Consider the following 12,810-nt stretch of genomic DNA (forward strand, 5'->3'; position numbering starts at 1 on the left):
CTGGCGGCTACAGCCTCCCAAATATTGGAGTAGACTGCTATTCTAATCTCTTTTTCCAACCGGACACATGGTTATTCCTTGGGGCACGCTATGAAATCAGTAACAGGTTCAATGGCTTTTGCTGCAATCATGTCTTTATTTCTTGTCGGCTGTGCCAACTTTCCACCGTCATCCAACCCAACAGAAGCCGCTCTGGAAAAGCCTCCCAAAGTCATTCAACCTGAATCGACAACGATCAGCAAAGAAGATTTTGAAAAAATCCCTAAAAACCTGCGTCCGGAAGATCTTGAGCAAAGGGATGACACTACCGTAGTCATTCGTCCCGGCAGCCAGGGAATCATCAAGGAATACCGAATTAATGGCTTTCTTTACGGGATCCATGTCACCCCCGAGTTTGGCGAACCTTATTATCTGGTCGCAGCGGATCATATGGGTAACTTTGTAGATCCCACCAAACCCGAGATGCTGATTCCATCCTGGACTATTTTTCAATGGAAGTAGATGGCTGAGCCTGTTCTCTCAATGGGTGCGGGATTCTCGCCAAGCTCCTAACTGCTCACGATTTCGCAATGATTTCTGCTTAAAACTCCCCACTATCAGCAGCATTGTCTAACCTGAGTTTTCAACCTGCATTCAAAGGAAAACTCGAACATTGCAAGCTGTAAAAAAATTCTTGCTGATTTGGATCGCAACCTTCAGCAAATTCAGCTCAAATTGTTACAGCATGGACGAATGTCTTGCTTTTTTTATGGCGCACGGCAAAACACTTATGACCACCCAACAACTTCCTGTTGAGGTCACATCCACACAGGCTATATACCTCACAGAAGGTCGTGCCCTACCATTCCCTGACACACAATGCATGTACACGGAAATCGAAGGGGAACAGGTCTGTTTCGGGAACAGGACTCCTGCCAGGGTCGGGCTCCAGCCCGGCAAAAACATGAAGCTCGGACTATCTCCCCAGAGTATTTCACAACTAAGATACAATGCATCACTCCCGCCGCAGACTCCTTTAACTCCAACCGGGCCGCCTCTACTCCCTGAGTTTGACTCGGGAAGTGGAGCTGTCGCCACAGAAATAAAGAAAGGTGTTAATCGACATGATGAAATCACCGAAGCCGCCAAACAGAGCAGTCAACTATGCTTATTTCGCTACCCGGGGGAAGATAAGGATGGATTGATAAGTGACGATAAACAGGAGGAGGATGAAGTCATCGAGTGGTATGTCTTAGAAGAAAACGAGAACGAACCTGATGACTCCAATGAAGCAAAAATTCAATATGAAGAGTCGCTCCACGAGGGGACTCCCTTAAAGCCTGATACCCGTTACTGCATACTCCGTCACTTCCATAATGAAAGCCGAATAAGCAAAGCCTGCCCTGATGGAGAAGGAGCCACAGGCGGTGAAGGCCAGTCAACTACCGAAAATACCAGAAATCAGGAAAATGGGAATGAAGACGCCAGCGAAGAGACATCAGAAAACATGGATGAAGAAAACCAGCATGAGACTATAGAGGCTTGCTCAACCTGTGGTGGATCGTTTTGTGAGCACGCCGAATTCTACTTTGATATCCCCATAAAAAAGGATGCCCCCAAAGCCGCCTCGAAAAAAGCAAAGCGCTATGCCTGCACCGATCCAAAATGTAATCTCCGGTTCACTTCCACTTCCAACCGAAATATTCACGTTCGCAGGAAGCATACCAGGGAAAGGCCCTACGCCTGCACCGATTCAAAGTGCGATCGCCGGTTCGCCGCCAATTCCGACCGTGATGCCCACGTTAGCAGGAAGCATAATGGGGATAAGCCCCATGCCTGCAAAGCTCAGGACTGTATTCGCCGGTTCGCTACTACTTCTGACCGTGATAGCCACATTCGCAGAGAGCATACCGGGGAAAGGCCCTATGCCTGCACCGATCCGAAATGTGACCTCCGGTTTCCTTCCATTTCCAACCGTAATGTTCACGTTCGCAGGCATCATACCGGGGAAAAGCCTCATGCCTGCACCGATTCAGAGTGTGATCGCCGGTTCGCCGTCAGTTCCGATCGTGATACCCATGTTCGAAGGAAGCATGACGGGGAAAAAAACTATATCTGTGCCGATCCAAAGTGTAATCGCCGGTTCTTTTCCAAATTCGAGCGTAACGGGCACTTTACCAGGATGCATAACAGCGAGCCAAAACCGAAACGCCAGAGAATTGAAGGTGAACTATTCGCCCCTGAAGGAGCCAACTTAAAAGACTGAGCATCTACCAGAGCCGTTGTGGTTCCTTTCTTAACAGACCCGCCCCTGAAGAAGCGGAATTGCGCCAGTATTTCGATCAAGGAATATAAATCCCCCCGGCGGACTGACGAAAGAAATAGACTCCTGCCCGGTTTGACGTGAGTTCTTTTTCGATTACAGGCAGAATTTCGGTTATAATGTAACATCGTTCACTTGCTACCATTTTCTTGTCATGACCAGTGTCCACCAGCATCACGACCATCATGTGTGTATATCAGAAGCCTTGCAGGAGGCTCGTATACTCTGTCAACAGAGGGGAGTCAGGCTGACCCGTCTCCGTGAGAAGGTACTGGAACTGGTCTGGCAGAGTCATCAGCCCGTTGGAGCCTATGACATTCTTGCTCAACTGGCGAAGCAGGAAGAGCGGGCAGCTCAACCTCCCACCGTTTATCGCGCCCTGGACTTCTTGTTGGAGCAGGGCCTGGTTCACCGTCTTTCCTCTCTTAACGCTTTCATTGGATGCCCGCATCCCGGCATAAAACATAACAGCTGTTTTCTTATCTGCGAGAACTGCCGCGTGACACAGGAAATCGATCATCAGGCCATTAACCAGTCGATTACCTCCTGTGCCTCTGATCAGGGATTCAAGATCGTTGACACTGCGATTGAACTCACCGGTTTGTGCTCAAACTGCCAGGGATTCCAAGAGTCATTATGAGCTCAGACCAAGCCTCTGCCTGTAAAAAAACTTCTGGCCATAAAACAGTAACCACAAGGGATCTGAATACACCTATGTCTGAAGAGACGTTAATCAGATTGAACAACATCCATGTTGCGTTTCGCGAACGAGAAGTCGTTTCCGATATTTCATTGGACGTAAAAGCGGGTGAAATCGTGACCCTGATAGGGCCGAACGGAGCCGGTAAAACGACACTGGTCAGAGTAGTTCTGGGCCTGCAGACGCCTGATTCCGGTGGCCGGACTATAAAAGAAGGCCTGCGTATCGGCTATATGCCACAAAAATTGCATGTTGACGAAAGCATGCCCCTGAGCGTTAAACGCTTTCTTTCTCTGACCGGACAGTCAGGAAAACAGATTCGCTCGGCACTGGCAAGAACCGGAGTAGCCCACGTCATCAGCTCACCGGTTCATTCGCTTTCAGGTGGAGAGCTTCAGAGAACATTGTTAGCCAGGGCGCTGCTCAACAAGCCTCATCTTCTGGTGCTCGATGAGCCGGTTCAGGGAGTAGACGTCAATGGTCAGAAAGAGCTTTATCACCTGATTACCGAACTCAGAAATGGCAACAACCCTGAGCTGAAAGACGGCTGCTCTGTTTTAATGGTCTCCCATGACCTTCATCTTGTGATGGCTTCAACAGATCGGGTCATTTGCCTGAACCAGCACCTCTGTTGCTCTGGCCACCCTCATCAGGTTCGTCAACACCCTGCCTATCTGAAACTTTTTGGTGGCGAGTCCGAAGAACTGGCTGTTTACGCACACCACCATGACCATGAACATACTGTTGATGGTCAAATCATCCACAAGAAAAACACTGGGAGCACTCATGCCTGAACTGCTCCTTACTGCACTGCTCGCAGGATCAGGGGTTGCCATAGTGGCAGGACCTCTGGGTTGTTTTGTCGTCTGGAGAAAGATGGCCTACTTTGGCGATACCCTCTCTCATTCGGCACTGCTGGGCGTAGCCCTGGGGCTGCTGCTCGATATTGATCTTAATCTGGCCATTATAGTGTGCTCGCTGTTTCTTGCGGTTCTCCTGGTCTCGCTGCAGGAACAACAAAAAATGGCGTCCGACACACTCCTGGGGATTCTTGCCCATAGCAGCCTTTCTCTGGGCCTTGTTGCGATCAGTTTTTCCGAGAACGTCCGGATCGACATGATGTCCTACCTGTTTGGAGACATTCTGGCAACCTCACCCACAGACCTGTTCTGGATATACGGCGGCGGCGCACTGGTTCTCATCACTCTGGCCTTGCTGTGGCGACCTCTTCTGGCCATGACCATTCATGCAGAGCTGGCACAGGTTGAAGGTTTTCCGGTTCGCAGAACCAAACTGATTCTGACCTTACTGATGGCCCTTGTGATTGCTGTGGCCATGAAAATTGTTGGTGTGCTTTTGATCACTTCACTGATGATTATCCCGGCCGCAACAGCCCAGAGGTTTTCCCGAACACCAGAACAGATGGCTATCATCGCTGGCATCATAGGCTTGCTGAGTGTGGCAGGAGGATTGACCGCATCCTGGCAACTGGATACACCGTCAGGACCTTCGGTTGTCGTCTGTAGCTTCCTGATTTTTGTTTTGGGTCTGAGCTTCAAACGCAGCTGATCGACGGGCCAGTCTTTCTGGCCCGGAGCCTGAGAACCGATAACAGAGTTATTCCTGATACAACTCATCAACACCCACCATCACCCGTGCCAGTTTTTCTGAATCCAGAGGCGGGCGGATAAAACCGTGATAGTCCCCCTTTGGATTGATGATGACCAGGTTGGCGCCATGATCCACCAGATAGTATTCATCTTCCGGATCGATGACCGGTGTGTAGGGGATGTTCATTTGCACGGCCAGGTTATGGATAGCTTTCTGGGAGCCCGTCACACCCACAAAATCAGGGTTAAAGTGAGGGACATAGCCATTAAGCTTCTCTACTGTGTCACGGCGTGGATCTACCGTCACCATGAAATAGTGCATTTTCTTTGCCATTTCAGGGTTATCGTTCTTCAACAGCTTATCCATCTGGTTCAACTGACCCAGCGTAGTAGGGCAGATGTCCGGACAGAAGGTGTAGCCAAAGTACACCAGGGACCATTTGCCTTCGAGATTAGTCTGGTTAAAAGGTTGCCCCTTGTTATCCACCATTCCCTTCATGTCAAAGGTCCGTGGCTTGTCGAAAACCACTGTCCCCATTCGCTGTAACTCTTCCAGTGTCAACGATGGCTTATTCGTATACTTGTAGAACGTCAGACCCATAATGACCGCAACAATGGCCACCAGAATCAATACTGTTTTATTCACGTTGTTTCTGATCCCAGATTCCATGGAAAATCCTCTGGAGCCCTCAGCTAAAAAGCTGCGGCTCCGTTCGAGCCTATGCCTGTTAAAGCCACAAATAAAATGCGTAATGATCCACCAGCAGTACCACGAAGAGCAACATCAAATAGGTAATGGAATACTTGAACGTCTTGATGGCGGCATGGGGCCTGCTTTCCCGCAACAGAGCAATAGCCCAGTAAAGAAACCGCCCCCCTAGAATTAATGCACCCGCCAGATAAATGGCACCACTCATGCCGGTCAGGAAAGGCAAAACACTGACCAGAATCATGATCATTGTATATAGCAAAATATGCAGTTTGGTGTATGCCTCTCCATGAGTCACCGGCAACATGGGAATGTCCGCCTTGGCATATTCTGCTTTGCGATGAATGGCCAAGGCCCAGAAGTGAGGTGGCGTCCAGGCAAAAATGATCAAGACCAGCAGCAAGGCGTGTCCTTCAAAGTGTCCGGTCACTGCCGTCCATCCCAGCAGAGGAGGGGAGGCACCGGCAATCCCGCCAATGACAATATTCTGTGGGGTAGCACGCTTTAAAATCAGAGTGTAAATCACGGCATAACCCATCAGTGAGGCCAGCGTCAGCCAGGCGGTCAAAGGATTGACCAGAAACACCAGAATCCCTATGCCCAGCACACCCAGGGTAAAAGCAAACAACAAGGCCTGAATGGGCTCAACACGCCCTGTGGCTACCGGTCTCTTGTGGGTTCTGGCCATAACCGCATCAATCTGTCGATCGACCACATGATTGATCACTGCAGCGGAAGCGGCCGAGAGAGCAATGCCCAGATTACCAAACAGCAGAACATCCAGAGGCACCATGCCCGGCGTTGCCAGGCACATACCAATCACCACCGTCAGAACCATCAGGGCGACCACCTTGGGTTTGGTCAGCTCAAGATAATCACGCCAGTGAACGGATTCCTGCAGAGATGCGCTACCGTTCTTTTCAATGACCTTACTCATGATTGAACCTCACTGAATCCTTCAGATATGTTCATACGGAAGTTGAGAGCCACCAGTGTCAACAGCAAAACAGCACCTCCCAGATTATGGGCCACCGCCACTGAAAGTGGCAGGCTGCCCAGGATGTTACTGATCCCCAAAATGACCTGCACCAGCAGAGCCAGCAGCATCAAAGAGGCCAGCACTCTCAGGCTGTTTCGGTTATTAGACAACTGTGTATTACTATATCGAAGTACCTGCACAAAAAGGAACAGCAGAAACACCGTAGTCACCAGTGCCCCTAATCGGTGTAAAAGATGTATAGCAGTCCGGGATTCAGAGTCCATTTTTCCACCCAGATAATTCGGACCAATAGACTGGCTGACATTCAAACCGTCGGCAAAATCAGCCTCAGGCAGCCATTGCCCCTGACACATGGGAAAATCTGGACAGGCCAGGGCAGCGTAGTTGGAGCTGGTCCAGCCTCCCAGTGTGATCTGTAAAATCAACACCAATAGTCCGACAGCGGCTAGCCCTCGCAGCCGATCTCTTTGGTCAGAAGAGGGGAGTTTTGGCCAAACCAATCCGGATAAACGAAGGGTCAGTAAAAACAACAAACTGAAGGTAGCAAAGCCGCCCAGAAGATGAGCGGTCACCACCTGGGGCCAGAGCTTTAATGTCACAGTCCACATGCCAAAGGCCGCCTGCAGAATAATCAGCCCCAGAATAAATAAAGGCAGCTTCACTGGCTGTCCCGGCTCTTTCCGGTTCCGGACGGCCTGAATAGCGATCATTAGAACCAGCAGCAGTAGGGAGCCCGCGACATATCGATGCACCATTTCAGCCCAGCCTTTGTCGACCTCTACCGGGGCATGGGGAAAGAGTGTTTCCGCTATGGCTATTTCCTGCGCTGTTTCAGGTACTGTCAGGAAGCCGTAGCAGCCTGGCCAGTCAGGACAACCCAGTCCTGCATGAACCAGTCGTGTATAAGCCCCTAACCCGACAACCACAGCGGCCAGCAAGGTTGCAAACAGGGAGAGATAAAAACCCGTTCTCTGTCGCTTTGTCTGGCTTCTTGTTTTTGTAATAGACGCTGTTGTCATAGAACACCTTTTTAATATCAGCCGATGTTTGATGCTTTAAGCAACTTCCTTAAGTCTTTTAATAAATCTCCACCGTACTGCCCCGGCTGATACTTCATCATGATATTCCCCAGTGGGTCGACGATGTAAAAGCCATTGGTTGGCCATTCTCTTTTTTCACCCGGGTTTTTACCCAGAGCGTTCAACACCGATTCTTTACGACTGCCTAACCAGATCAGATCAGGGTGTTCGCTGAGTAAAGGCTTATTCAATTCAGGATTGGATGAGGAGGAAATAAAAAGCCGAACGACCCGGTCACTGTCTCTACCTAGCGCCAGATGCGCCTGACGGGTTTGATAGAGCGTCTCCTGACAAGCCTGATCGGAGCAGCTCTCGTCACCAAATACCAGAATCCCCCAGTGTCCCTCCAGCCCCTGCAGATCAAACATTTCGTTGTTTTTCTCAAGCATCATGCTCTGGAAGCTGGCAGGGGGCAACAACAGTTCACCTTTGTTCGTACGACCATCCGGCACAAACTGTGTTCCAAAGAAATAAAAGTACCAGGCCAAACCCATTGCCAGAGATGGCATGAGAATAACCAGAGCCAGTTGCCAGCGACTTTTTGCATTCTTTACTCTTTTCATTCTTATAATACCCGGTTGATTAGATAGTCACATATCCACACTCAAAATTTAAAAGGAATCCGGATCATCCCTGGCTTCGTCAAGGTCCATAAGGGTATAACCGAGTTCTCCATATTCGGGAGGTCTCATAAACCGGAACGCTGACGACAACCAGGTTATTTGTGCCGGCGTTTGCAGTGCAATATCACCATCGACCTGAATAGACAGCGGTGTCTCATCCTGATGTTGAATGCCCAATTGAGTAAAAACAAGCTCCCGTTGACCTGACCAATTGCGTAATTTCTGCATATTCGTCCGAGTCAGACCTGACCAATTGAGTAATCTCTCCATAGTCATCTGAATAAGTGTCCAAATGGGATGCGTCCTCTGAAGACTGTAGAGCAGCTTTCCCCGCGTACAGATCGGGAGCATATAATTAAAAAGGGCAATTCCTCCTCCGAACGTTGGCCCTGTACTTGCGGCCAGAAAATTCAATGGAATATTGAACCTGCCATTATCAGTAGTGCACCTGACTATGGGTGTATTCCATCTCATAGCTGAACTCATGGCTAACATTGCAGAGGCCATACTTCTGGGTGAATATCTGAGCAGTCGGCTTGGTCGCTCACCACTGTCGTGATCGTTTTTCTTTTTTGTCATCTGAGTCGTCAAACCCAGGTCAAACTCGCTCACTGCCAGAACCGTTTTCTTCTCGCAGCTACCTGTTTCACAACCTTCAATTTTGTAGGCACCAAAGGGCATAGAGGCGCCATAAACCAGAGTCCGAAGGGCATGCCTCGGGTTCCTCAATCTGAGTGTTCTTGCTATGTCGTTGCCCTTACCCGCCGGTATAACACCAATAACAACTTGTGGTTGACGTTCAAGACCCTGAACCACCTCATGGACAGTGCCATCGCCACCAACAGCAACAATCAATAACTGATCTTCCTGATCATGTTGCCCCTGCTGCCAGTCAAGATATGCCTCCATTGCCAGTTCCGTTGCATGACCCGCATGCTCTGTAAAAAAAACGTTATATGTCGCTTGTAGCGCAGCTGCAGCCTGGTCTTCTGAGCCAACTGCCGTGTAGTGCTGGCTGACCGCTTCTTCAATTCTGTCCCAGACCCTCCAACCTTTACCATTATTACTGGCAGGATTGACGATAAAGCAGGCGTGACGAATCGTTGCAAATCCGTTTACAGGAATAAGAAACACAAAAAGCAGCAGGACATATAAATAAAAAACTCGACTATTCACAGTAAACCATCCTCTTTTCTGTCAGTCACGGGTAACTGTCTTTGCTGGCTTTGATCCGGGCCTGGCGGTGGCAATTGCCACAGATACAGACCCAGCCATTAAAAACCATTGGATAGCGTAGCTGAGGTTTTTCTGAGAAATAGTCTTATAAGTACTTAGCCCTATTTAACGTTTAAAAAATTCAAGAGAAATCAGCTCTTCTTCACGACGCATTGCTTCATAACCGAAATCGCCGGGTTCAGGGGGTCTCATAAACTGGAATACTTCTGGCATCCAGGTTACTTGTGCCGGGGTTTGCAGCAAAATATCACCGTCAACCTGAATATTCTGAGGTGCCTGACTGTGGTGCCCAATGTCCATTTGAGTAAACCGGGCCTGTTGCAGACCTGATCGATTGAATAATCTCTGCATGGTCATCTGAAAAAGTGTCGAAATCGGGTGAGCCCTCCGCAGACTGTAGAGCAACTGTCCCTGATCACTGTTCGGACGCATACCATTAAAAAGTCTGACTCCACCTCCAATCGTTGGCCCTGTTCCCGCTGCCAGAAGATTCAGGGGGATATTGAAGCTGCTTCCGCGATCAATACTGCAGTTGACTGTGGGTGTACGCCAACTCATTGCTGAACTGAGGGCTGACATTGTATAGACCATTTTTCTGGGAGAGCATCTCAGCAGTCGGCTTGGTCGCTCGCCACTGTCGTGTTCGTTTTTCTTTTTTGTCGCCTGAGCCGTCACACCCAGATCAAACTCGTCCACTGCCAAAACCGTTTTCTTCTCGCAAGTTCCTCTTTGACAACCTTCAATTTTGTAGGCACCAAAGGGGGTAGGTCTTCCATAAACCAGACTCCGAAGAGCATGCATGGGATTACCCAAACGAAGTGTTCTTGCGATATCGTTCCCCGTACCCGCCGGTATAACCCCTATAACGACTTGCTGCTGATGATTTTCTAAACCTTGTACCACCTCATGGACAGTGCCATCTCCGCCAACGGCAACAATTAATAACTGATCTCCATGAGCGTGTTGCCCTTGCTGCCAGTTCTGGTATGCTCGATGTGCCAGTTCCGTTGCATGATCAGGATGCTCCGTCAAAAACACTTCATATGTCGGCCCTACCAGAGCAGCAGCCTGATCTACAGAGCCCCTTGCTACATAGTACTCGTCGAGGGCTCCCTCGATACTGTCCCAGACTCTTTCGCACTGGCCATTATTACTGGTGGGATTAACGATAAAACAGACGTGGCGAATTACCGCAAATCCATTTTCCGGAATAAGAAATATAAAAAACAGCAGGCCGTATAAACAAAAAATTCTGCTAATCACAGTAAATCACCCCCTTATGCCTCAGCAGCGGATAACTGTTTTAGTTACTTTTATTGGCTTTGATCCAAGCTTGGCGATCGCAACTGCCAGAAGTAAAGACCCAGCATTAAAAACCAGTGAATAGCTTAGCCGATGTTTTTCCAGAGTAAGAAATATAAAAAACAGCAGGCCATATAAATAAAAAGTTCTGCTCATCACACTGAATCATCCTCTTTTGCCTCAGCCGCGGAGACCTCTTTATGGTGCTTTTGTTGGCTTTGACCCAAGCCTGAAGATAGCATCTGCCAGAGATAGAGACCGAGCAGGACCAGAGCCATCAGGAACCACTGAATAGCGTAGCCGAGATGTTTCTGAGAGGTGGTTTTCATTGTCAGGGGGCGTATCAGATAAGCGCCGGGCTGATTCTGTTCCAGCTTCAGAATATACAGAGGAAGCCTCTGCCCCAATGCTTCCCCCATTCGGTCAAAGTGGATGGCCTGAATCCGTTTGGGCCAGTCTTCATGCCAGATATCTTCACCCAGCGTGAACGGATTCCCCAATAACCGATACAGTTTGCCCGTTAACTCAAGTTCTCCATGAGGAGTCTTGATTTCCGGCAAACTGTCTCTGGATTGAGCAGGTATCCAGCCTCTGTTGACCAACAGATACTGACCGTCATTGGCCAGAAAAGGCATGATCAGGTCGTAACCGACTCGACCTTCGTGAATCTGGTTATCGAGAAAAAAAGCCCGATCGGAAAGAAAACGACCACGTACACTTATCGGCAGATACATGGCATCAGAGTAACGACTGATATCAGAGAGGCTGAGTGCTGGCATGCTCTGTCGTTCTGCCAGGGTCTGCTCAAGCTCAAGCTTCTCCTGGTATCGTGACATCTGCCAGAACCCCAGTTTTACTAGCAGGGGCAAAAGCAGCACTACTAAAAGCGACAACTTTACGCGATAGCTCTTGAGGGATCGATAGCTATACTTCAACATCGGGTGATCTACCAAACTCCGCTGTTATTCTGACTTGGATACCTATAACGTAAGAAAAAACATGTACGACACAAATTGATTTAAAAATCTGTCAAGCAAACTGTTTTTCATCAACTCAGGCATCAGCAGGGAGTGTTATATGTGGTTAAAAATTATTATTGTTGTTCTTTTTCTTGCCGTAGTCTTCTGTCTGGGCAGAGGCATGTACTTTCTGCTTAAAGGTAATGGCGGTTCCGCCAAACTGCTGAATTCGCTCACCGCCCGGGTTGGCCTGACCGCCCTGATCATGTTGATCATTGTGGTGGCCTGGCTGTTTGGAGATGTTCACAGTAACGCTCCCTGGCTGTACCGCTAAACGACCAAAATCGTTAACCTCCACCTCCTCCCGGAAATGTCGGGCTCTCCTCATATCAGATAGACAAAGATAAACAGACCGAGCCAGACCACATCAACAAAGTGCCAATACCAGCTGGATGCCTCAAAAGCAAAATGGTTATCCGGCTCAAAATGCCCTTTATAGATACGAATCAGCATGATCAGCAACATTATGGCACCCAGGGTGACATGTGCCCCGTGAAAACCCGTCAAAATAAAGAACGTTGAGCCATAGATACCCGCGCTCAGGGTTAACCCAAGCTCATTGTAGGCTTCAGCGTATTCTTCAGCCTGAAAGTAAAGGAAAGTAAAACCCAGAATCAGGGTGAGAATCATCCATACCTTCACCTTGGTTCTCTCCGCCTTTCTGAGGGCATGGTGTGCAATCGTCAGGGTAATACTGGAAGCGACCAGTAACAGGGTGTTCAGCAGAGGAAGATGGAATGGATCGATGACCCCACGGGCTCCCGGGAATGTTTCATTATCCGGGTTGGTCATCAGCGGCCAGTCCGCCTCAAACTCTGGCCAGAGGTGTTCATGGGTGGAAGCACCGTCTCCCTCGCCGGCCAGCCAGGGAACGGCAAAGTAACGGATATAAAAGAGCGTTCCGAAGAAAGCCGCAAAGAACATGACTTCGGAGAAGATAAACCAGCCCATACTCCAACGGAAGCTGCGGTCCATCTGGTCACTGTAAAGACCTTTGCGGGACTCTTCGATGACATTACTGAACCAGCCAAAGATCATGTAGGCCATGATCAGGGAGCCGCCGAAAAACACATAATGTGCAAACGAATCTTTTACCCCTGCAGACATGTCGTTCATCATCATGCCTGCACCCAACAGCATGGTAAAAAGACCTATCGACGCAATGATTGGCCACTTGCTCTGGGCCGGAACATAATAGGTACCTTCACCTTCTTGAGCCATCAGAATCTC

The 12,810-nt window shown here is 49.1% G+C and carries 14 protein-coding genes; 6 read left to right on the forward strand and 8 right to left on the reverse strand.

The features are described 5' to 3' along the window. The first annotated feature begins 90 nt into the window (after positions 1-90). From P6910_RS26295 to znuB, 5 genes are all read left to right on the forward strand, one after another. Positions 91-501: a DUF2782 domain-containing protein gene (locus P6910_RS26295; RefSeq protein WP_317144182.1), complete on the forward strand. Its 411-nt coding sequence runs from the start codon at positions 91-93 to the stop codon at positions 499-501. Between the two features lie 268 nt (positions 502-769). Beyond that, positions 770-2,245, forward strand: a complete 1,476-nt coding sequence (locus tag P6910_RS26300) for a hypothetical protein (protein WP_317144183.1) — start codon at positions 770-772, stop codon at positions 2,243-2,245. Between the two features lie 211 nt (positions 2,246-2,456). Next, entirely contained in the window at positions 2,457-2,942 is a 486-nt protein-coding gene (locus P6910_RS26305; protein WP_317144184.1) for a Fur family transcriptional regulator, read from the forward strand. A 74-nt stretch (positions 2,943-3,016) separates the two neighbouring features. Next, a complete protein-coding gene (znuC, locus tag P6910_RS26310; protein WP_317146594.1) occupies positions 3,017-3,796 on the forward strand; it encodes a zinc ABC transporter ATP-binding protein ZnuC in 780 nt (259 codons plus the stop codon). Then, a complete protein-coding gene (znuB, locus tag P6910_RS26315; RefSeq protein ID WP_317144185.1) occupies positions 3,789-4,571 on the forward strand; it encodes a zinc ABC transporter permease subunit ZnuB in 783 nt (260 codons plus the stop codon). The genes znuC and znuB overlap by 8 nt, the downstream gene beginning before the upstream one ends. 48 nt (positions 4,572-4,619) lie before the next feature. Here the strand turns inward: znuB and P6910_RS26320 are convergent, their stop codons facing one another. The 7 genes from P6910_RS26320 to P6910_RS26350 all read right to left on the reverse strand — a co-directional run bounded on the left by P6910_RS26320 (position 4,620) and on the right by P6910_RS26350 (position 11,499). Continuing rightward, a complete protein-coding gene (locus P6910_RS26320) occupies positions 4,620-5,282 on the reverse strand; it encodes an SCO family protein (protein WP_317144186.1) in 663 nt (220 codons plus the stop codon). Between the two features lie 58 nt (positions 5,283-5,340). Then, complete coding sequence (gene cyoE, locus P6910_RS26325) at positions 5,341-6,258, reverse strand: heme o synthase (protein WP_317144187.1); 918 nt, start codon at positions 6,256-6,258, stop codon at positions 5,341-5,343. Further along, a complete protein-coding gene (locus tag P6910_RS26330) occupies positions 6,255-7,340 on the reverse strand; it encodes a COX15/CtaA family protein (RefSeq protein WP_317144188.1) in 1,086 nt (361 codons plus the stop codon). Before P6910_RS26330 ends, cyoE begins: the two co-directional genes overlap by 4 nt. Before the next feature lie 17 nt (positions 7,341-7,357). Continuing rightward, positions 7,358-7,963: a hypothetical protein gene (locus P6910_RS26335; protein WP_317144189.1), complete on the reverse strand. Its 606-nt coding sequence runs from the start codon at positions 7,961-7,963 to the stop codon at positions 7,358-7,360. A gap of 48 nt (positions 7,964-8,011) precedes the next feature. Beyond that, positions 8,012-9,199 carry a diacylglycerol/lipid kinase family protein gene (locus P6910_RS26340; protein WP_317144190.1) on the reverse strand — a complete coding sequence of 396 codons (1,188 nt, stop codon included), beginning with the start codon at positions 9,197-9,199 and terminating at the stop codon, positions 8,012-8,014. Between the two features lie 165 nt (positions 9,200-9,364). Beyond that, positions 9,365-10,522, reverse strand: a complete 1,158-nt coding sequence (locus P6910_RS26345) for a diacylglycerol/lipid kinase family protein (RefSeq protein ID WP_317144191.1) — start codon at positions 10,520-10,522, stop codon at positions 9,365-9,367. A gap of 194 nt (positions 10,523-10,716) precedes the next feature. Beyond that, positions 10,717-11,499, reverse strand: a complete 783-nt coding sequence (locus P6910_RS26350; protein WP_317144192.1) for an SURF1 family protein — start codon at positions 11,497-11,499, stop codon at positions 10,717-10,719. A gap of 202 nt (positions 11,500-11,701) precedes the next feature. On the opposite strand from P6910_RS26350, the gene P6910_RS27060 reads away from it, so the two are divergent. Further along, positions 11,702-11,854: a DUF2909 family protein gene (locus P6910_RS27060; RefSeq protein WP_410493956.1), complete on the forward strand. Its 153-nt coding sequence runs from the start codon at positions 11,702-11,704 to the stop codon at positions 11,852-11,854. 50 nt (positions 11,855-11,904) lie between these two features. Here the strand turns inward: P6910_RS27060 and P6910_RS26360 are convergent, their stop codons facing one another. Further along, positions 11,905-12,801 (reverse strand): cytochrome c oxidase subunit 3, encoded by an 897-nt coding sequence (locus P6910_RS26360; RefSeq protein ID WP_317144194.1) that lies wholly within the window; start codon positions 12,799-12,801, stop codon positions 11,905-11,907. Positions 12,802-12,810: the final 9 nt, after the last annotated feature.

Origin of the sequence: Endozoicomonas sp. 8E (genome assembly GCF_032883915.1) — a bacterium.
In the GTDB taxonomy this organism is placed as follows: domain Bacteria; phylum Pseudomonadota; class Gammaproteobacteria; order Pseudomonadales; family Endozoicomonadaceae; genus Endozoicomonas_A.

Bases quoted from the DNA above. Each gene is read 5' to 3' on its own strand.
- P6910_RS26295 (WP_317144182.1), top strand. From the start codon at position 91: ATGAAATCAGTAACAGGTTCAATGGCTTTTGCTGCAATCATGTCTTTA.
- P6910_RS26300 (WP_317144183.1), top strand. From the start codon at position 770: ATGACCACCCAACAACTTCCTGTTGAGGTCACATCCACACAGGCTATA.
- P6910_RS26305 (WP_317144184.1), top strand. From the start codon at position 2,457: ATGACCAGTGTCCACCAGCATCACGACCATCATGTGTGTATATCAGAA.
- znuC (WP_317146594.1), top strand. From the start codon at position 3,017: ATGTCTGAAGAGACGTTAATCAGATTGAACAACATCCATGTTGCGTTT.
- znuB (WP_317144185.1), top strand. From the start codon at position 3,789: ATGCCTGAACTGCTCCTTACTGCACTGCTCGCAGGATCAGGGGTTGCC.
- P6910_RS26320 (WP_317144186.1), bottom strand. From the start codon at position 5,282: ATGGAATCTGGGATCAGAAACAACGTGAATAAAACAGTATTGATTCTG.
- cyoE (WP_317144187.1), bottom strand. From the start codon at position 6,258: ATGAGTAAGGTCATTGAAAAGAACGGTAGCGCATCTCTGCAGGAATCC.
- P6910_RS26330 (WP_317144188.1), bottom strand. From the start codon at position 7,340: ATGACAACAGCGTCTATTACAAAAACAAGAAGCCAGACAAAGCGACAG.
- P6910_RS26335 (WP_317144189.1), bottom strand. From the start codon at position 7,963: ATGAAAAGAGTAAAGAATGCAAAAAGTCGCTGGCAACTGGCTCTGGTT.
- P6910_RS26350 (WP_317144192.1), bottom strand. From the start codon at position 11,499: ATGTTGAAGTATAGCTATCGATCCCTCAAGAGCTATCGCGTAAAGTTG.
- P6910_RS27060 (WP_410493956.1), top strand. From the start codon at position 11,702: ATGTACTTTCTGCTTAAAGGTAATGGCGGTTCCGCCAAACTGCTGAAT.
- P6910_RS26360 (WP_317144194.1), bottom strand. From the start codon at position 12,801: ATGGCTCAAGAAGGTGAAGGTACCTATTATGTTCCGGCCCAGAGCAAG.